Origin of the sequence: Limnohabitans sp., from assembly GCF_023910625.1 — a bacterium.
Classification (GTDB): domain Bacteria; phylum Pseudomonadota; class Gammaproteobacteria; order Burkholderiales; family Burkholderiaceae_C; genus Limnohabitans_A.
On record NZ_JAAVVW010000003.1, the window covers coordinates 705212 to 722826 of the forward strand.

At 55.7% G+C, this 17615-nt stretch carries 18 protein-coding genes and 1 pseudogene; 5 read left to right on the forward strand and 14 right to left on the reverse strand.

What is annotated here, in order from left to right; translation table 11 throughout:
* Positions 1-32: 32 nt before the first annotated feature.
* Positions 33-392: an ATP-dependent Clp protease adapter ClpS gene (gene clpS, locus HEQ17_RS06410; RefSeq protein ID WP_296291970.1), complete on the reverse strand. Its 360-nt coding sequence runs from the start codon at positions 390-392 to the stop codon at positions 33-35.
* Positions 393-468: 76 nt separating this feature from the next.
* Positions 469-696 carry a hypothetical protein gene (locus tag HEQ17_RS06415; RefSeq protein ID WP_296293779.1) on the reverse strand — a complete coding sequence of 76 codons (228 nt, stop codon included), beginning with the start codon at positions 694-696 and terminating at the stop codon, positions 469-471.
* Between HEQ17_RS06415 and HEQ17_RS06420 the strand changes: the two genes are divergently transcribed.
* Both HEQ17_RS06420 and HEQ17_RS06425 read left to right on the forward strand, forming a co-directional pair.
* Positions 601-801, forward strand: coding sequence for a cold-shock protein (locus HEQ17_RS06420; RefSeq protein WP_296293687.1), 201 nt, complete (start codon positions 601-603; stop codon positions 799-801). The genes HEQ17_RS06415 and HEQ17_RS06420 overlap by 96 nt on opposite strands.
* A gap of 173 nt (positions 802-974) precedes the next feature.
* Positions 975-1415, forward strand: a complete 441-nt coding sequence (locus tag HEQ17_RS06425; RefSeq protein ID WP_296291971.1) for a DUF192 domain-containing protein — start codon at positions 975-977, stop codon at positions 1413-1415.
* Positions 1416-1445: 30 nt separating this feature from the next.
* On the opposite strand, the gene HEQ17_RS06430 is transcribed toward HEQ17_RS06425, so the two are convergent.
* The 8 genes from HEQ17_RS06430 to thrS form a co-directional block, all read right to left on the reverse strand.
* Entirely contained in the window at positions 1446-1793 is a 348-nt protein-coding gene (locus HEQ17_RS06430; protein WP_296291972.1) for a DUF1840 domain-containing protein, read from the reverse strand.
* 23 nt (positions 1794-1816) lie between these two features.
* On the reverse strand, positions 1817-2167 hold the full coding sequence (locus tag HEQ17_RS06435; protein ID WP_296291973.1) for an integration host factor subunit alpha: 351 nt from the start codon (positions 2165-2167) through the stop codon (positions 1817-1819).
* A 9-nt stretch (positions 2168-2176) separates the two neighbouring features.
* Positions 2177-4606 (reverse strand): phenylalanine--tRNA ligase subunit beta, encoded by a 2430-nt coding sequence (pheT, locus tag HEQ17_RS06440; RefSeq protein ID WP_296291974.1) that lies wholly within the window; start codon positions 4604-4606, stop codon positions 2177-2179.
* 34 nt (positions 4607-4640) lie between these two features.
* Entirely contained in the window at positions 4641-5678 is a 1038-nt protein-coding gene (locus HEQ17_RS06445; RefSeq protein WP_296291975.1) for a phenylalanine--tRNA ligase subunit alpha, read from the reverse strand.
* A gap of 111 nt (positions 5679-5789) precedes the next feature.
* On the reverse strand, positions 5790-6152 hold the full coding sequence (rplT, locus tag HEQ17_RS06450; RefSeq protein WP_026036460.1) for a 50S ribosomal protein L20: 363 nt from the start codon (positions 6150-6152) through the stop codon (positions 5790-5792).
* A gap of 25 nt (positions 6153-6177) precedes the next feature.
* On the reverse strand, positions 6178-6381 hold the full coding sequence (rpmI, locus tag HEQ17_RS06455) for a 50S ribosomal protein L35 (RefSeq protein ID WP_019428895.1): 204 nt from the start codon (positions 6379-6381) through the stop codon (positions 6178-6180).
* A gap of 135 nt (positions 6382-6516) precedes the next feature.
* The gene (gene infC / locus HEQ17_RS06460; protein ID WP_296293688.1) at positions 6517-7116 is read right to left on the reverse strand and encodes a translation initiation factor IF-3; all 600 of its coding nucleotides are present in this window, start codon (positions 7114-7116) and stop codon (positions 6517-6519) included.
* 85 nt (positions 7117-7201) lie between these two features.
* Entirely contained in the window at positions 7202-9121 is a 1920-nt protein-coding gene (gene thrS, locus HEQ17_RS06465; RefSeq protein ID WP_296291976.1) for a threonine--tRNA ligase, read from the reverse strand.
* Positions 9122-9344: 223 nt separating this feature from the next.
* Between thrS and HEQ17_RS06470 the strand changes: the two genes are divergently transcribed.
* A complete protein-coding gene (locus HEQ17_RS06470; protein ID WP_296291977.1) occupies positions 9345-11414 on the forward strand; it encodes an NADP-dependent isocitrate dehydrogenase in 2070 nt (689 codons plus the stop codon).
* Complete coding sequence (locus HEQ17_RS06475; protein WP_296293689.1) at positions 11344-11583, forward strand: NADP-dependent isocitrate dehydrogenase; 240 nt, start codon at positions 11344-11346, stop codon at positions 11581-11583. Before HEQ17_RS06470 ends, HEQ17_RS06475 begins: the two co-directional genes overlap by 71 nt.
* A 78-nt stretch (positions 11584-11661) precedes the next feature.
* Here HEQ17_RS06475 and HEQ17_RS06480 read toward each other — a convergent pair whose 3' ends face one another.
* The gene (locus tag HEQ17_RS06480) at positions 11662-12612 is read right to left on the reverse strand and encodes an IS30 family transposase (protein WP_296291978.1); all 951 of its coding nucleotides are present in this window, start codon (positions 12610-12612) and stop codon (positions 11662-11664) included.
* Positions 12613-12752: 140 nt separating this feature from the next.
* Entirely contained in the window at positions 12753-14084 is a 1332-nt protein-coding gene (gene aceA, locus HEQ17_RS06485) for an isocitrate lyase (protein ID WP_296291979.1), read from the reverse strand.
* Between the two features lie 534 nt (positions 14085-14618).
* Here aceA and HEQ17_RS06490 point away from each other — a divergent pair.
* The gene (locus HEQ17_RS06490) at positions 14619-15011 is read left to right on the forward strand and encodes an SWIB/MDM2 domain-containing protein (RefSeq protein ID WP_296293690.1); all 393 of its coding nucleotides are present in this window, start codon (positions 14619-14621) and stop codon (positions 15009-15011) included.
* 102 nt (positions 15012-15113) lie between these two features.
* Here HEQ17_RS06490 and HEQ17_RS06495 read toward each other — a convergent pair.
* Positions 15114-15337, reverse strand: a pseudogene (locus tag HEQ17_RS06495) (group II intron reverse transcriptase/maturase); the annotation flags it as partial.
* Positions 15338-15751: 414 nt separating this feature from the next.
* Entirely contained in the window at positions 15752-17452 is a 1701-nt protein-coding gene (locus HEQ17_RS06500) for a thiamine pyrophosphate-binding protein (protein ID WP_296291980.1), read from the reverse strand.
* Positions 17453-17615: the final 163 nt, after the last annotated feature.

Below are 17615 nucleotides of genomic sequence, written 5' to 3' on the forward strand. Positions count from 1 at the left end.
AGAGACGAATATGAAGTGGGGGGCATACCGACTTATTCAATGGGTTCACTGACACATTGCAGCGGGTGACCCGCTTGTTTGGCTGCATCCAGCACCTGATCGACCTTGGTGGCGGCCACGTCGCGTGAGTAAACACCACACACGCCTTTGCCGTCCAAGTGGATTTTGAGCATGATTTGGGTGGCCGCTTCGCGGTCTTTGCTGAAAAACTCCTGGATCACCATCACCACGAATTCCATCGGGGTGAAGTCGTCATTGAGCATCGCCACCTGGTACATCAGGGGCGGTTCTATTTTCTGAGCACGTCTTTCGAGGACCACCGAATCGCCGCCATCGGGCGCACGGGGGGTCACGGTCGGCAGCGTGGGATTGGAAGGTTTTTTCGTTGCCATGATTTCATTCTATCGATGCTTTCAAGCCCTTTGAGCCCGGGGTCTGAAAAGTCTTAATGGTCTGGTGGCCAAAATCTCACCCCGGGAAAACCTCACATTGACAAATTCGCCATGAATTACTCAAACTGAGCCATCTAAAAAAATACGGAGACATCGTATGCCCAGTGGTACGGTCAAATGGTTCAACGATGCCAAAGGTTTTGGTTTCATTCAACCCGACGGCGGCGGCGCGGACGCCTTTGCCCATTTTTCGGCCATCCAGATGGAGGGCTTCAAAACCTTGAAAGAGGGTCAGCGGGTTCAATTTGAACTCACTCAAGGTGCCAAAGGCTTATTGGCTCAGAACATTCAAGCTCTTGACACTGCAACTGATGCAATCCCCGCCAGCAAGCAGGCTCCGCCAAACTGACCAAGCACAGCTGATTATTCCAAGAAAAATTCTCTGCCACTCACAATAGACGCTGCGAACAGATCATTTATGATCAAAAAATGAGTATGCGTATTGTTCTCTCCACCTTCATGAAACTTCAATGTCTTGAGAGGGCCTTTTTTGGGGGTCATCGGCGCTTCCGCCAGTATGGAGTGCTCCTTTGCAGCGCCCTGCTTATTTGGGGTCAAGCCCGTGCTGAAGGTGGCCCTCAGCTGAATTTGGAGCGAACAGTCTTGACGGCAGGCATGAACCGTTTGGATGTTCAGCTGGCCCAAACACCACCACAACACCAAATTGGCCTGATGTGGCGCAAGGACATGCCCCAGAATGAGGGTATGTTGTTCGTCTTTGCACATGCGTCAACCCAGTGTTTCTGGATGCGCAACACCTTGATTCCTTTGACCGCTGCTTTTTTGGAAGATGACGGCACGATCGTCAACATGGCCGACATGAAACCCCAAAGCGATGATTCTCACTGTTCAACAAAACCCGTGCGCTACGTTCTGGAGATGAACCAAGGCTGGTTTGCCAAACGTCAAATCAGGCCAGGGTTCAAGCTGGGTGGGGCCTTTTTCAGCAAACGCCCAAGATGACTGACGGCTTCAAGACCCGTTGCTCGGCGTCTACACGCCCCACACCACATCACAAATCTCTGACTGACAGCGCTTGAGCAGCTTCAGCATGGGCGCTGCGCGTTGCGACAAACGCACCGAATCCAGGGTCTCAGCATCATCCTCTTGCCCATCTGGTGACATGGCTTGCATCGACTGGGCGCGATCCGAGCGCTGCTGCCGGGCCAACTCATCTTGGACCACCGCTCTTTCGAGCCGGGCGATCACAGCAGACAATTGAGCCACCTCGATGATGCCACGTTCGGGTTCATCGCCAACCATGATATTCAAAAGTCTGCGCGCATCGGGCGCCATCATGATGAGGTCGGGTGCGGCCTGGGATTTGAATTTGAACAACATGCTGAACTCCTGTAGTGGGTGATTCAGCGTCCAACCAACTCCACGCCATCGTCTTCGAAGGGATCGCCCTGAATCAAGGCCTTGAGTTTATGGCTGGCATGGAAGGTCGCGACACGACGTGCATCAATCGGGATCAATTCTCCGGTGCGCGGGTTGCGCCCGGGACGTGCTGCCTTGGTTCGGATCTGGAAATTGCCGAAGCCGGAAATCTTCACATCGTCACCCGCAATCAGGCTGTCCACCATCAGGTCAAAGAACGCATCGACCATGTCCTTGGACTCGCGCTTGTTCAAGCCGATCTGCTCAAACAGCAAATCGGCCAGGTGCGCCTTGGTCAGGGCCGGGGTTTCCAGGGATTCAAAACTGATTTGCATGGCACGCTCTCAGGTACGCAAACGCGCAAAAATTCGCTCAGACAGGCTGGCCATGACAGCACCCATTGCGGCTTCGATCTGGGCATCGGTCAAGGTGGCTTCATCGCTGTGCAAGCTCAAACGCACCGCCAGACTCTTCTCACCCACAGCCAAGCCGCCAGCGGCATCCATCTTGGGGCGATAGACATCGAACAGCACCGCATGGCGCAGCAAACCGCGGGTCGGGGCGCTGTGGATGGCCTGCATCAACTGGGCATGGGTGACCTGCTCGCGCACGATCACGGCAATGTCGCGCTCCACCGCTTGCAACTTGGCCACGGACTGGGCCACGGGCACGCTGCGCTGAGTGACCGCATCCAGATCCAACTCGAACACGACAGGCGCATGCGGCAAGTCCCAGGCCTGACGCCAGCGCGGGTGCAATTCACCCACATGTCCGATCACAACACCATTCAGCAGCACTTGGGCCGAACGGCCAGGGTGCAAAGCGGGGTGCTCGGCGGCCACGAATTGGGCTTTGGCCGGGGCCAGCAGGCGTTCGACATCGGCTTTGACGTCGAAAAAATCCACCAGCCGCGACTTGCCGGTCCAGTTCAGCGGCTCCAGCGGACCCCAGGCCATGCCTGAAACTTTCATGGGCTGGTCGAAGCCTTCCACTGTGGTGTCGTTGCTTTGAACCGCGGCATTGCGCAAAAACACCCGCCCCAACTCGAATACGCGAACGCGATCGGCCTTGCGGTCGGCATTGAACTTCACGACTTGCAGCAGCGAGCCGATCAGGCTAGATCGCATCACGCTCATCTGGCTGGCGATCGGGTTGAGCAGGCGGATCGGGTTGGCATTGCCTGCCAGATCGCGCTCCCAGTTGTCTTCGACAAAGCTGTAATTGATGGTTTCCTGGTAACCCAAAGCGGCAATGGCGCGGCGCACGGCGGACGGGCTGCGCTCGGTTTCTGGGCGCACCTTGGCGGTAATAGGGGCCACAGGCGGGTTGGTCGGCAGGTTGTTGTAGCCCACCATGCGAGCCACTTCTTCGATCAGGTCTTCTTCAATTTGCAGGTCAAAGCGGAAGCTGGGCGGCGTCACGGTGACGGTGCCCTGCCCTTCAGTCACTTGCAAGCCTAGGCCGCGCAGCGCATCGGCGCACTGCTGCTGTGTGAGCGGCATGCCAATCACCTTGACAGCACGGGCCACGCGCAGCGTGACGGGCGTGATCGCTGGCAGGTTCAGAATCTGGTCATCGACAGGGCCGACTTGGGTCTCGGGCGTGCCGCAGATGTCCAGCACCAACTGGGTGATGCGCTCGATGTGTTCCACCGTCAGTTGCGGATCCACGCCACGCTCGAAACGGTGACCGGCATCGGTTGAGAAGTTGTAGCGGCGCGAACGGCCGGCAATCGAAGTGGGCCACCAGAAAGCCGCTTCGATGTAGATGTTTTGGGTGATGTCGGACACGGCGGTGGCGTTGCCACCCATGATGCCCGCGAGGGATTCGACCTGGCTGTCATCGGCGATCACGCCAACTTGTCCATCTACGGTCACGGTGTTGCCGTTGAGCAGTTTGAGCGTTTCGCCGGGCTGGCCCCAACGCACGTGCAAGCCACCGTGAATTTTGTCGAGGTCAAAAATGTGCGAAGGACGGCCGAACTCAAACATCACATAGTTGGAGATGTCCACCAGCGGGCTCACGCTGCGCTGGCCGCAACGCGCCAGGCGCTCGACCATCCACTGCGGGGTTTGGGCTTGGGTGTTCACACCCTTGACCACGCGGCCACTGAAACGGCCGCACAACTCATTTGCGTGCACTTCCACAGCCAGCTTGTCGCTGACCTGTGTGGCCACCGCAGGGAAAGTTGGGGCCTTCAAAGGCGCGCCGGTCAGGGCTGACACTTCGCGGGCGATGCCATAAACACTCAAACAGTGCGCCAGATTGGGCGTGAGCTTGAGCGTCATCAGTGTGTCGTCCAAGTTCAAGTACTGGCGAATGTCTTGACCCACAGGGGCGTCAGCGGGCAACTCCAGCAGTCCGTCATGGTCGTCTGCAACTTGCAATTCTTTGGCGGAGCACAGCATGCCCTGGCTTTCGACGCCGCGCAGTTTGCCGACTTTGATCAGGAAAGGTTTGCCATCGGCTCCGGGCGGCAACTCGGCACCGACCATGGCACACGGCACACGGATGCCCACGCGGGCATTGGGCGCGCCACAAACGATGTTCAGCAGGTTGCCCTGCCCCACGTCCACCTGACACACCCGCAGACGGTCGGCATTGGGGTGTTGCACGGCCTCCTTGATTTCACCGACCACGATGTGGGTGAACGGCGGGGCCACAGGCTCAATCTCTTCCACTTCAAGACCGGCCATGGTCAGGGTTTCGGCCAGTTGCTGGGTCGTCAGGGGCGGGTTGCAGAACTCGCGCAACCAGGATTCGGGAAATTGCATGGCTCGTGTCTCGTGTGTCGGACTTGGGAGGGAATTACTGGAACTGGCTCAGGAAGCGCACATCGCCGTCAAAAAACAGGCGCAAGTCGTTCACGCCGTAGCGCAACATGGTGAAGCGGTCCATGCCCATGCCGAAGGCAAAACCAATGAACTGCTCGGGGTCCAAACCCATGTTGCGCACCACGTTTGGATGCACTTGGCCAGAGCCGCCCACTTCGAGCCAGCGACCGGCCAGAGGGCCTGCTTGGAACTGAATGTCAATCTCGGCACTGGGTTCGGTGAAGGGGAAAAAGCTGGGACGAAAGCGCAGCACCAGATCGTCGCTTTCGAAAAAGGTACGGCAGAAATCGGTGACCACGACCTTCAGGTCCTTGAAGCTCACGTTCTCTCCGATCCACAGGCCTTCGCACTGGTGGAACATGGGCGAATGGGTGGCATCACTGTCCACACGGTAGGTGCGGCCTGGCGCGATGACGCGGACTTCGGGCATCCCTTGGCCAGCGTCGAGTTGGTTCTTGTAGCGTTTGACGTGCTGCACCGCATGGCGGATTTGCATCGGGCTCGTGTGCGTGCGCAACAGATGGCCGCCTTCGACATAGAAGGTGTCATGCATGGAGCGGGCTGGATGGTCTTCGGGCGTGTTGAGCGCGGTGAAGTTGAACCAGTCGGTTTCGATCTCGGGGCCCTGAGCGACTTCAAAGCCCATCGAGCCAAAAATGTTTTCGACCCGCTCGAGCGTGAGCGAGACCGGGTGAAGACCACCCACATTGCTGCTGCGCCCTGGTAACGTCACATCCAGTGCTTCGGCCTTGAGCTGGGCTTGCAACTCGGCATCGACCAGCGCCTGACGTCGGTCGTTCAAAGCCGCCTCGATCGCCTGCTTGGCGAGGTTGATGGCTGCACCACGGGTTTTTTTGTCATCCACGCTCAGCGCAGCCATGCCCTTCATCAACTCAGTGATGCGACCGGTTTTGCCCAGAAACTGGGCTTTGGCATTTTCGAGGTCAGCAGGTGTCAGTGCCTGCGCAAAACTCTGACGGGCGGATTCAACCAGGGCGTCCAACTCGTTCATGATGGGAATTTCGTAGATGACAAAATAAAAAAGGGATTGAAGCTTTTGTGAGCCTCAATCCCTTTGATCGAGTGCGCGGCATGAACCCGAAGGCCCACGCCACTCATGGACTCAAGCTGCAGCCAGTTTGGCTTTGACTTGGTTCACGATGCCAGCAAAAGCGGCCTTGTCGTGCACGGCGATGTCCGCCAGCATTTTACGGTCGATTTCGATGGCAGCCTTCTTCAGGCCGTTGGCGAACTGGCTGTAGGTCAGACCGCATTCGCGCGCAGCGGCGTTGATACGGGCAATCCACAACTGACGGAACACACGCTTTTTGGTGCGGCGGTCACGGTAGGCGTATTGGCCAGCCTTCATCACCGCCTGTTTGGCGATGCGGAAGACATTGCCGCGGCGACCGCGGAAACCTTTTGCAAGGGCCAAAACTTTCTTGTGACGGGCGCGTGCCGTTACACCACGTTTAACGCGAGGCATAGTTATTCTCCTTGTTCGTCAGTGATTACAGGCCAGCCATGGGCAGCATCTGAGCGATGTGACCCATATTGGTCTCATGCACAGCCACTGCACCGCGAAGGTGGCGCTTGTTTTTGGTGGTCTTCTTGGTCAGGATGTGACGTTTGAAGGCTTGGCCGCGTTTAACGGTTCCACCGGGACGAACACGGAAGCGCTTTTTGGCGCTGCTTTTGGTCTTCATCTTGGGCATATTCATGCTCCTTTGATTGTGCTCGTGAGGCGTCTGCAAAAAATTTGCAGCCTTGTTGGCCCCGAGCCACTTTTAACAAAAGCCGCCCTAAGGCGGCTCTTGATTCAACCAGCCCGAAAGCCGGTCAAATTCTTTTCAAGCCGATTCTGCAGGTGCAGAAACATCTGCAGTCTTACCACCCACAGCAGGCTTTTTACGGCCAGGCGCGATCATCATGATCATCTGGCGGCCTTCCAGTTTAGGAAACTGCTCCACAATGATCGAATCGGCCAAATCGTCGCGAATTCGGTTGAGCAGCGCCAAACCCAACTCTTGGTGGGTGATTTCACGACCACGAAAGCGCAAAGTGATTTTGCACTTGTCACCATCGGTCAAAAACCGGCGAATGTTGCGCATCTTGATGTTGTAGTCACCGTCGTCCGTACCCGGGCGGAACTTGACTTCCTTGATGTCAATGACCGTTTGCTTGGCTTTGGCTTCTGCCGCACGCTTTTGCTCTTGGTACTTGAACTTGCCGTAGTCCATCAGACGGCACACAGGCGGGCTGGCGGTGGCGGCAATTTCAACCAAGTCCACATCCATTTCACCAGCAAGACGCAAGGCCTCTGCAAGTGACAGGATGCCCATGGGTTCATTTTCAGGGCCGGAAACACGGACTTCTGGGGCCATGATTTCACGGTTCAAACGGTGTTTACGTTCTTCGCGTTGGCGACGATCACGAAATTCGGTAGCGATGACTCAATCCTTTACGGAAAAAACTGCAAAAAGCAGCCCAACCGTCTTTGTGCCCACGGGCCAAAGCTTGTGGCGAAACTCACCTTCAGGCTTTAGAAGCGATGTCGGCAGCAATGAGTTCAATGAACGCATCGATCGACATCACACCGAGGTCTTGGTTACCCCGGGCGCGCACAGCGACGGTACCTGCTGCCTTTTCCTTGTCGCCAGCGACAAGAATATAAGGCAGCTTTTGCAACGAATGCTCTCGTATTTTATACGTGATTTTTTCGTTTCGCAGGTCCACTTGAACCCTAAGGCCTTGATTTGACACCGATTTTTGCAGTTTTGCAGCGATTTCACGACAGTAATCGGACTGTGCATCGGTGATGTTGAGCACAGAAACTTGGAGGGGGGCCAGCCAAGTGGGCAAAGCCCCGGCGTGCTGCTCGACCAAAATACCAATAAAACGCTCCATGCTGCCCACGATGGCGCGGTGAAGAATCACCGGCCTCTGGCGCGTGCCATCTTCGGCCACGTACTCTGCATCAAGGCGTTCAGACAAGTTGAAATCCACCTGGATGGTGCCGCACTGCCACTCACGGCCAATTGCGTCTTTCAGGGTGTATTCAATCTTCGGCCCGTAAAAAGCACCGTCACCTTCGGAGATCACGAACTCGCATTCCGAGTGACGCAAACTGTCCATCAAAGCTTTTTCGGCTTTGTCCCACAACTCATCCGAGCCAATTCGCGCAGCCGGTCGTGTAGAAACTTTGTACAAGATGTTGTTGAAACCGAAATCGGCATAAACTCTTTTGAGCACTTTGGTGAAGTCGTCGCACTCGGGCAAGATTTGGTTTTCGGTGCAAAAAATGTGACCGTCGTCTTGGGTGAAACCGCGCACGCGCATGATGCCGTGCAAACCGCCAGAAGGCTCGTTGCGGTGGCACTGGCCAAATTCGCCATACCGCAATGGCAAGTCACGGTAGCTCTTCATGCCTTGCTTGAAGATCAGGATGTGCCCCGGACAGTTCATCGGCTTCAGCGCGTAATCGCGCTTTTCCGACTCGGTGGTGAACATGTTGTCACGGTACTTGTCCCAGTGACCGGTTTTTTCCCAGAGCGTTTTGTCCAACAGCTGGGGACCTTTGACCTCTTGGTAGCCACTGTCGCGGTAGACCTGCCGCATGTACTGCTCAACGGTTTGCCAAACGGTCCAGCCTTTGGGATGCCAAAACACCAAGCCTGGCGCGTGTTCATCGATGTGGAATAAGTCCAGCTCTCGGCCCAATTTGCGATGGTCTCGCTTTTCGGCTTCTTCAAGACGAGTCAAATACAGTTGCAAATCTTCTTTGCTGGCCCAAGCCGTACCATAAACACGCTGCAGCATCTCGTTTTTGCTGTCACCGCGCCAATAAGCACCGGCCACCTTCATCAGCTTGAAGTGTTTGAGCTTGCCCGTGCTGGGCACATGAGGCCCACGGCACAAGTCTTCGAATTCACCCTCACGGTAGAGACTGACCTGCTCACCCGCCGGAATGGCATCAATGATCTCCGCTTTGTAATGTTCGCCAAGACCCTTGAAATAGGCCACAGCTTCGTCACGCGGCAAAACACGGCGCACCAAAGGTTCATCTTTGGCGGCCAAGTCCGCCATTTTCTTTTCAATGGCGACCAAATCTTCCGGGGTGAAGGGTCGCGAGTAAGAAAAATCGTAATAAAAGCCGTTGTCAATCACAGGTCCGATCGTGACCTGAGCATCCGGAAACAGGCTTTTGACCGCATAAGCCAACAAGTGCGCTGAAGAGTGGCGAATCAACTCCAAACCTTCAGGATCTTTTGCCGTGATGATGGAAAGCTTGGCGTTGTCAGACATGGAAAAACTGGAATCAACCAGCTGGCCATCGACTTTGCCACCCAAAGCTGCCTTGGCCAAACCTGCTCCGATGGAGGCCGCAACCTCAGCAACCGTGACCGGACCTGGAAACTCTCGCAATGAGCCATCGGGAAGCGTAATTTGAACCATGGGTATAAAACAAAAGCGCGGCCAATGGCAACGCAAAATGAAATGAACAACATCCTTCAATTTTCACACATTTAGAAGCCAGATCAAAAGAACAGACTTGCGCACAATTGCTGATCAAAATACTCAGGCTCAAGACCTGAAATCGGTGATGTCGTCAGCCGATTGTCGGGATGCTTGGTTTAAGATAGTGGTCTTCTTTTTCATCTTGTAAAAAAGCACCACGATGACTACGCCTACCGCACGACCCAAAATCATTTACACACTGACCGACGAAGCGCCATTGCTGGCTACGGCGGCTTTTCTTCCTGTCATTCGATCTTTCACCAAGCCTGCTGGCATTGATGTCCAAACCAGCGACATCTCTGTGGCTGCGCGAATCCTTGGGGAGTTTTCAGACATGCTGCCTACAGAGCAGCGTGCACCCAACAACTTGGCAGAATTGGGCAAGCTGACACTCAAGCCAGATGCCAACATCATCAAACTGCCCAACATCAGTGCTTCTGTGGGCCAGTTGACCGCGGCCATCAAAGAGTTGCAAGACAAGGGATACGCCCTGCCTAACTACCCAGATGCGCCTAAAACCGACGAAGAAAAAACCATCAAAGCACGTTACTCCAAGTGCATTGGTTCCGCCGTCAACCCCGTTTTGCGCGAAGGTAACTCGGACCGCCGCGCGCCCAAAGCCGTCAAAGAATTCGCACGAAAAAACCCCCACAGCATGGCCGAGTGGAGCCAAGCCTCTCGATCACACGTCTCGCACATGCACGCGGGCGACTTTTACCATGGCGAAAAGTCCATGACCTTGGACCGCCCCCGCGATGTGAAGATGGAACTCATCACCAAGAGTGGCAAGACCATCGTGCTCAAACCCAAGGTGGCTTTGCTCGACCGCGAAGTCATAGACAGCATGTTCATGAGCAAGAAAGCCTTGCTCGAGTTCTATGAAAAAGAAATCGAAGACGCCCATAACACCGGTGTGATGTTCTCACTGCACGTGAAGGCCACCATGATGAAGGTCTCGCACCCCATCGTGTTCGGTCACTGCGTCAAGATTTTTTACAAAGATGCGTTCGCCAAACACGGCGCTTTGTTTAAAGAGTTGGGCGTCAACGTCAACAACGGCATGGCCGATCTTTACGCCAAGATCGCCACCCTGCCCCAGTCCAAGCAAGATGAAATCAAGCGCGACTTGCACGCTTGCCACGAAGGCCGCCCCGAGCTGGCCATGGTGGATTCGGCCAAGGGCATCACCAACTTCCACTCGCCCAACGACGTGATCGTGGACGCCTCCATGCCCGCCATGATCCGCAACGGCGGCAAGATGTGGGGTGCTGACGGCCGCTTGAAAGACGTCAAGGCCGTGATGCCCGAATCGACCTTCGCCCGCATCTACCAGGAGATGATCAACTTCTGCAAATGGCACGGTGCGTTCGATCCCAAGACCATGGGCACCGTGCCCAACGTCGGCCTGATGGCCCAGCAAGCCGAAGAATACGGCTCGCACGACAAGACCTTTGAAATCCAAGAAGATGGCGTGGCCAACATCACCGACATCAACACGGGCGAAGTGCTCCTGTCTGAAAACGTGGAAGAAGGCGACATCTGGCGGATGTGCCAGACCAAAGACGCGGCGATCCGTGACTGGGTCAAGTTGGCCGTCACGCGTGCACGCAATTCCGGCATGCCCGTGGTGTTCTGGCTCGACCAGTACCGCCCACACGAAGCCCAGCTGATCACCAAGGTCAAGATGTACCTGCACGAGCACAACACGGCTGGTTTGGAAATCCAGATCATGAGCCAGGTGCGCGCCATGCGTTACACACTGGAGCGTGTGGTGCGCGGCTTCGACACCATCAGTGCCACCGGCAACATCTTGCGCGACTACCTGACCGACCTGTTCCCGATCATGGAGTTGGGCACCTCGGCCAAGATGCTCTCCATCGTTCCCTTGATGGCCGGTGGCGGCATGTACGAAACCGGCGCGGGCGGCTCGGCGCCCAAGCACGTGCAGCAACTGGTTGAAGAAAACCATCTGCGCTGGGATTCGCTGGGCGAGTTTTTGGCGCTGGCCGTGTCGCTGGAAGACTTGGGCCTGAAGACCGGCAACAAAAAGGCTGGCATTTTGGCAAAAACCTTGGATGCAGCCACAGGCAAGCTCTTGGACAACAACAAGAACCCCTCGCCCAAAACGGGTCAGCTCGACAACCGCGGCAGTCAGTTTTATTTGGCCTATGTACTGGGCCCAAGAACTCGCCGCGCAAACCGAAGACGCCGAATTGGCCAAGCAGTTTGAGCCTCTGGCCAAGACCCTCACCGCACAAGAAAAAGCCATCGTGGCCGAATTCGCTGCGGTGCAAGGCAAGCCAGTGGACATCGGTGGTTACTACTTCCCCTCACCCGAGAAGTTGCAAGCCATCATGTGCCCGAGCAAAACCTTCAACGAAGCCCTCAAGGCCATTTGACGTCACGCAAGGCGCTCAAGTTCGCTTGAGCGCCAGACGCAAAAAGCCACCGCAAGGTGGCTTTTTTGTGGGGCGGATTCAAGTACGAACTGCAACACGGTTTAACGTGGCGTGAAACACCTCGTGGGGTGTCTTGAATCCGAGCCGCTTTCTGGGCCGGTGATTCAATCTGTTTTCGATCATAGTCAACTCCTCATCAGTGACAGTCTCCATGCGCCGCTTCTTGGGAATGTATTGCCGCAGCAAACCATTGAAGTTCTCGTTGCTGCCGCGCTGCCAGCTGCAATACGGATCGGCAAAGTAGGTCTGGATGCCAAGGGTCTGATCGATGGCCTGGTGATCCGCAAACTCTTTGCCGTTGTCCACCGTCAAAGTTTTCACCCGTGAGTTCCAAGGCTTGAGTTTGGCTTCAATGGCCCGGCCCACCAAATCAGCTGACTTGTTGGGCACTTTGGCCAACAATGCAAAGCCGCTTTCGCGCTCGACCAGTGTCACGATGGCTTGTTTGTGAGCCGCGCCAATGACAGTGTCACCCTCCCAGTGGCCCACTTGCTTGCGATCTTCAATGTGACTTGGTCTCTCGCTGATCGGGCGGCGGTTCGGGATTTGCCCGCGCCTGTCACGCCCGCACAGGTGGCGCTTGCGCCGAGGCTTTTGACTCCGCAGGTGGGCGTGTAAACCACCGCCAGCGGCTTTGTTCGCATACACATGCAAGTAAACGCTCTCGTGGCTGACCGCCACCTTGCCTGCAATCTGCTCGGGGCTCCATTGAATGCCAAGGTAGAAGTCCACATCGGCCCAGACCTTGGGATCTAAACGGCGGGCATTACGGCTGCACTGGGCCCTCTCAGACGCCTTGGCGCAAGCTTGCTCGGCGCGATAGCCACGCTGACCACGGCCACGGCTGAGTTCGCGGCTGATGGTGCTGCGGCTCCTGCCCAGTGATCGGGCGATCTGGCTGATGGTCTGTTTGGCTTTCAAGAGGCTGTGAATTTGGTATCGTTCTTCTCGGCTGAGGTGCTTGTACATCTGGCAACTTGGACTTGGTGGTTTGAGTGGCCATGATGCCTTGACATCCTCAGCCACCCGTTACCGGGTTTATCTTTGTTGCACCTCGTACTTGAATCCGCCTGGGTAAAAAACCTGCCCGAAGGCAGGCCATCAGCAGATCAGTGGAACTGCTCTTCTTCGGTAGAACCGGTCAAAGCCTTCACCGAGGACGAGCCGCCTTGGATCACGGTGGTCACGTCGTCGAAGTAGCCTGCGCCGACTTCTTGCTGGTGCGACACGAAGGTGTAACCCTTGTCGCGTGCTGCAAATTCTGGCTCTTGAACCATGTTGACGTAGTGCTTCATGCCTTCGCCGTTGGCGTATGCATTGGCGAACTGGAAAGTGTTGTACCAGTTGATGTGGATACCCGCCAATGTGATGAACTGGTACTTGTAACCCAGCGCCGACAGGTCTTCTTGAAAAGAAGCGATCTGGCTGTCGTTGAGGTTTTTCTTCCAGTTGAATGATGGCGAGCAGTTGTACGACAGCAGCTTGCCGGGGCAGGCTGCGTGCACGGCTTGCGCGAATTCGCGGGCGAAGCCGATGTCTGGCACACCCGTTTCGCACCACACCAAATCAGCGTAAGGAGCATACGCAACGCCACGACTGATGGCTTGCTCCAAACCGTTTTTGACACGGTAAAAACCCTCTTGGGTGCGCTCCCCAGTCAAAAATGGCTTGTCGTTGGCGTCGTGGTCAGAAGTGATCAAGTTTGCAGCTTCAGCGTCGGTACGGGCCAACACGATGGTCGATACGCCCATGACGTCGGCAGCAAAACGGGCAGAGATCAATTTTTCGCAGGCTTCTTGGGTCGGCACCAAGACTTTACCGCCCATGTGACCGCATTTTTTCACAGCAGCCAACTGGTCTTCAAAGTGTACGCCGGCAGCGCCTGATGCAATCATGTTCTTCATCAATTCGAACGCATTCAACACACCACCGAAACCAGCTTCAGCATCGGCCACGATGGGCAGGAAGTAGTCGATGAAGTCTTTGGAACCTGGCTCGATGCCACGGCCCCATTGGATTTCATCAGCGCGCTTGAAGGTGTTGTTGATGCGGCGAACCATGGTGGGCACCGAGTCGTATGCGTACAGCGACTGGTCAGGGTACATGGTTTCGGAGGTGTTGCCGTCGGCGGCCACTTGCCATCCCGACAGGTAAACAGCTTCCAGACCGGCTTTGGCTTGCTGCATGGCTTGACCAGCACTGATGGCGCCGAAGGCATTGACATACCCTTTTTTGGCCCCACCGTTGACTTTCTCCCAGAGCTTTTCTGCACCACGCTTGGCCAAGGTGTGCTCGATGGGCATGCTGCCGCGCAGACGCACAACGTCAGCGGCGGTGTAACCGCGCTTGACACCCCTCCAACGGGGGTTGGTCGCCCAATCTTTTTCAAGTGCTGCAATTTGTTGTTCGCGGCTCATTTGTTGAGTGATATCTGCTGGCATGGAGAACTCCTTTGGTCGAGTGGATATTTGGCGACATGACTTCAATACCTGATGTCGTTGAGTCGATCTTAACTCTTATATAAGACAATAAACACATCCTATGTCTTATACAAGACATAAATTTTATTCATTGAAATCAAAGAGTTGCACAACATTTTTTGCATTAATGAATATTTTTTCATAATAATGAATAAAAGTTCAATACAGAGTCCTCTATATTTCACATTGGAAAAAGAAAAAGCGGGGCATGAAACATTCAGGAGGGAGCAGAACACTCAGAGCGTGCACACCACGACAAGAGGTCACCCAGGTAAGGCCCCAAGAGAACTCGACATCCACGAGGAAACATTGAGCCGCATAAAGACAAGATGAAAAGCAGGGAAAAAACACAAAAAGACGGGTAAATCAGCAACAACACCTAGATAAAAATGACTTTTTTACTTGAGAACAGAGCCTTTCTCAATTAGCATCACAGAGGCTGTAAACACATCGTTTCTCAGCGGCGAACCCACTTCCGAACTAAGGAATTTCATCATGGCAACTGCGAAAAAATCCCCGGCCAAAAAAGCTGCTGCTCCAGCTAAAAAAGCAGCTTCGGCTTCCAAGGCTGCTCCAGCCAAAAAAGCTGCTGCTCCAGCTAAAAAGGTGGCTGCCAAAAAAGCTGCCCCTGCGAAAAAACGTACCCCTAATCCTGCCTTCATGAAGGCTCTGACCCCCAGCTCCGCATTGGCCGCAGTGGTCGGTGCCACCCCGCTGCCACGCACCGAGGTGGTCAGCAAGATGTGGGTTTACATCAAAAAGCACAAGTTGCAAGACGCAACCAACCGTCGTGCGATCAACGCCGACGACAAACTCAAGGCTGTGTTCGGCAAGGCCCAGGTCACCATGTTCGAAATGGCCGGCCTGATCGGCAAGCATTTGAAGTGATTCGGATGCTGGATCGGCATAGGGGGGGCTGCGATTTTCGCAGTCGCCCCTGACACACCACCCGGCATGCGGGTCCGCACCGGGCGGTTCGAGAGCTTGAGGTCATGACAGCCTTGGCACTCCCAACCCATCAAAGTACGCAATCGTCAGCACCGTCTTGAGCATTCGGTCACTGTTTCGCCACCAGCGACGGCTGTTCACAGCCACTTGCCGCGCCACGTTTTCCTTTGCCCCCAGCGCCTTCAGTTCTCGGTAGATCGCCAGGGCCTCTTCCTATGCTTGAGCTGGATCGACCTCAACCGATGAGGCTGCCACTCGTCTAGCTCTCGTTGTTTGTCAACAAAGTTGTCCGCTTTTCTAAACGGCTACCGCCACGCTTTCTGGCGACCTCAGATGCTCCCGCGGCGGGTTGAGCCACGGGGGTGTACAGAGTTTTGTGTAAACGGGGCTGCGATCAGTCCTTGGGCATCCTGCCTGCAAACCGGTGGACAGTGCCAAGAAGCTCTCGCCGGAGTCAATGACCGTGACGCCGACCAAAGTAATTGTCGTCAAACATATCGTCAAACAGCTCGGTCACCCTCACGCAGTTGCCCTTCTCTTTGCTCACTGTGACCAGCTCGCAGCAGGACTTGCACCCGCAGGTATGCGCCCATGCTGGGCTCACCATGAAAAAAAGCCACCGCAAGGTGGTTTTTTTTCATGGCTCTAGTGGGCGATGCGCCTGACATCGTTTGAACAGCTCATGCGGTACCCAAACGATTCAAGGCCGATTGTGTAATGTCGCTCAAAGTGCCCCGGGTGGTGATAACCTCCGGATCAAGCATGATTTCAATCAGGCTGCCATGAGGCTTGGCCAACGCTGTCAGCAAGGCGGGTTCGAATTCAATGGTTCGAGTAATACGTACACCAGCATAACCGTAAGCCCGGGCCAAAGCTACGAAGTTAGGGTTTTTCAATTGCGAACCTGTCACATGATGTGGGTATTCGCGCTCTTGGTGCATGCGGATGGTGCCATACATGCCATTGTTGAGCAGCACGATAATGCTCTTGCCGCCGTGCTGAACCGCTGTGGCCAACTCCTGACCGTTCATCATGAAATCACCGTCACCGGCGATGGTGAAGACCACTCGACCCGTCAGCAAATTGGCCGCAATGCCCGCTGGCACGCCATATCCCATGGCGCCCACAGTGGGAGCTAGCTGAGTTTTGTATCCCTTAACCAAGCCATGGTGCCGGTAAAAGCGGTGCATCCAACTGGCAAAGTTGCCCGCACCATTAGTCAGCACGGCGTCTTTGGGCAAATGTTTTTGCAAGACGGCCACGATGGCGGGCATGTCCACTGTGCCGGGCAGGGTTTGCGGCTGGAGGTTGGCAATGTAATCGGCATGCACTGCCTGACTCCAGGCGATCCAAGGCAGCTCGTTGGGCGCAGTCAGCACCTCCAGACTGCGCGCAGCGGCATTCATGGTGGCTTGAATAGCCAGATCGGCTTGATAGACGCGGTTGAGCTCTTCAGCGCTGGCATGGATATGCACCAGCTTTTGGCGAGTTTTAGGAGCTTGGAGCAAGGTGTAGCCGCCTGTGGTCATTTCCCCAAGACGAGGTCCGATGGCCAGGATCAGATCGGCGTCGCGCACGCGAGCAGCCAAAGCAGGACCAATGCCGATGCCGACATCCCCTGCGTACAAGGGATGGTGGTTGTCAAAGGTGTCCTGAAACCGGAAAGCATTGGTTACCGGCAGTTGCCAATTTTCGGCAAAACGTTGCAAGGCCTGTGCGGACTGGGTTGTCCAGCCACCACCCCCAGCGATCACCAAGGGTTGCCTAGACACCAAAAGCATGTCGCGCAAAATGCGCAACGCACCCGGGTCGCTCCAGGCCTGCACCGGCTCTACGCGCCCCAGGGCCTGGGCCTTGACGGGGCGGGTCAGCATGTCTTCCGGCAGCACCAAGACCACCGGTCCGGGGCGTCCGTTCATGGCGGTGGCAAAGGCACGTGCCACATACTCCGGCAATCGCTCGGGGTCGTCGACCCGTTCTACGCGCTTGGCCATGCCTTTGGTGGAGGGGCCAAAAAAATGGGTGTAATCCATTTCTTGGAAGGCCTCGCGGTCGCGGGCGTCGCTGGCCACATCACCGATAAACAAAATCATCGGCGTGGAGTCTTGAAATGCGGTGTGCACCCCAATTGAGGCGTTCGTAGCCCCAGGACCGCGCGTGACGAAACAGATGCCAGGACGGCCACTCAGCTTGCCTTGAGCCTCGGCCATGAAGGCCGCCCCACCCTCCTGTCGGCAAGTGACAAAAGTGAGTTGATTGCGGTACAGGTGAAAGCCATCGAGCACACTCAGATAACTCTCCCCCGGTACTCCAAACGCATGGGTGACGCCTTGAGCCAGAAGGCATTCAACAAGCAAATGGCCAGCAATTTTTTCAGTCATGGCTGCATTGTGCCCAAGCCACTTCCCCACCTGTGTCACCACCGTACAGATCGCGGCTCAAGCAGCAGTGACCCGCTCGGCGCTGGCACTCAAGCCTGTTATTGATACGGCCCATTGAAGTCGTTAACCCTGTTCATGGAACAGCTTATTTTGCAGGAGCCCA

Bases quoted from the DNA above. Each gene is read 5' to 3' on its own strand.
- HEQ17_RS06490 (WP_296293690.1), top strand. From the start codon at position 14,619: ATGGCAACTGCGAAAAAATCCCCGGCCAAAAAAGCTGCTGCTCCAGCT.
- aceA (WP_296291979.1), bottom strand. From the start codon at position 14,084: ATGCCAGCAGATATCACTCAACAAATGAGCCGCGAACAACAAATTGCA.
- HEQ17_RS06500 (WP_296291980.1), bottom strand. From the start codon at position 17,452: ATGACTGAAAAAATTGCTGGCCATTTGCTTGTTGAATGCCTTCTGGCT.
- HEQ17_RS06445 (WP_296291975.1), bottom strand. From the start codon at position 5,678: ATGAACGAGTTGGACGCCCTGGTTGAATCCGCCCGTCAGAGTTTTGCG.
- HEQ17_RS06470 (WP_296291977.1), top strand. From the start codon at position 9,345: ATGACTACGCCTACCGCACGACCCAAAATCATTTACACACTGACCGAC.
- rpmI (WP_019428895.1), bottom strand. From the start codon at position 6,381: ATGCCCAAGATGAAGACCAAAAGCAGCGCCAAAAAGCGCTTCCGTGTT.
- rplT (WP_026036460.1), bottom strand. From the start codon at position 6,152: ATGCCTCGCGTTAAACGTGGTGTAACGGCACGCGCCCGTCACAAGAAA.
- HEQ17_RS06430 (WP_296291972.1), bottom strand. From the start codon at position 1,793: ATGTTGTTCAAATTCAAATCCCAGGCCGCACCCGACCTCATCATGATG.
- pheT (WP_296291974.1), bottom strand. From the start codon at position 4,606: ATGCAATTTCCCGAATCCTGGTTGCGCGAGTTCTGCAACCCGCCCCTG.
- clpS (WP_296291970.1), bottom strand. From the start codon at position 392: ATGGCAACGAAAAAACCTTCCAATCCCACGCTGCCGACCGTGACCCCC.
- HEQ17_RS06480 (WP_296291978.1), bottom strand. From the start codon at position 12,612: ATGTACAAGCACCTCAGCCGAGAAGAACGATACCAAATTCACAGCCTC.
- HEQ17_RS06435 (WP_296291973.1), bottom strand. From the start codon at position 2,167: ATGCAAATCAGTTTTGAATCCCTGGAAACCCCGGCCCTGACCAAGGCG.
- thrS (WP_296291976.1), bottom strand. From the start codon at position 9,121: ATGGTTCAAATTACGCTTCCCGATGGCTCATTGCGAGAGTTTCCAGGT.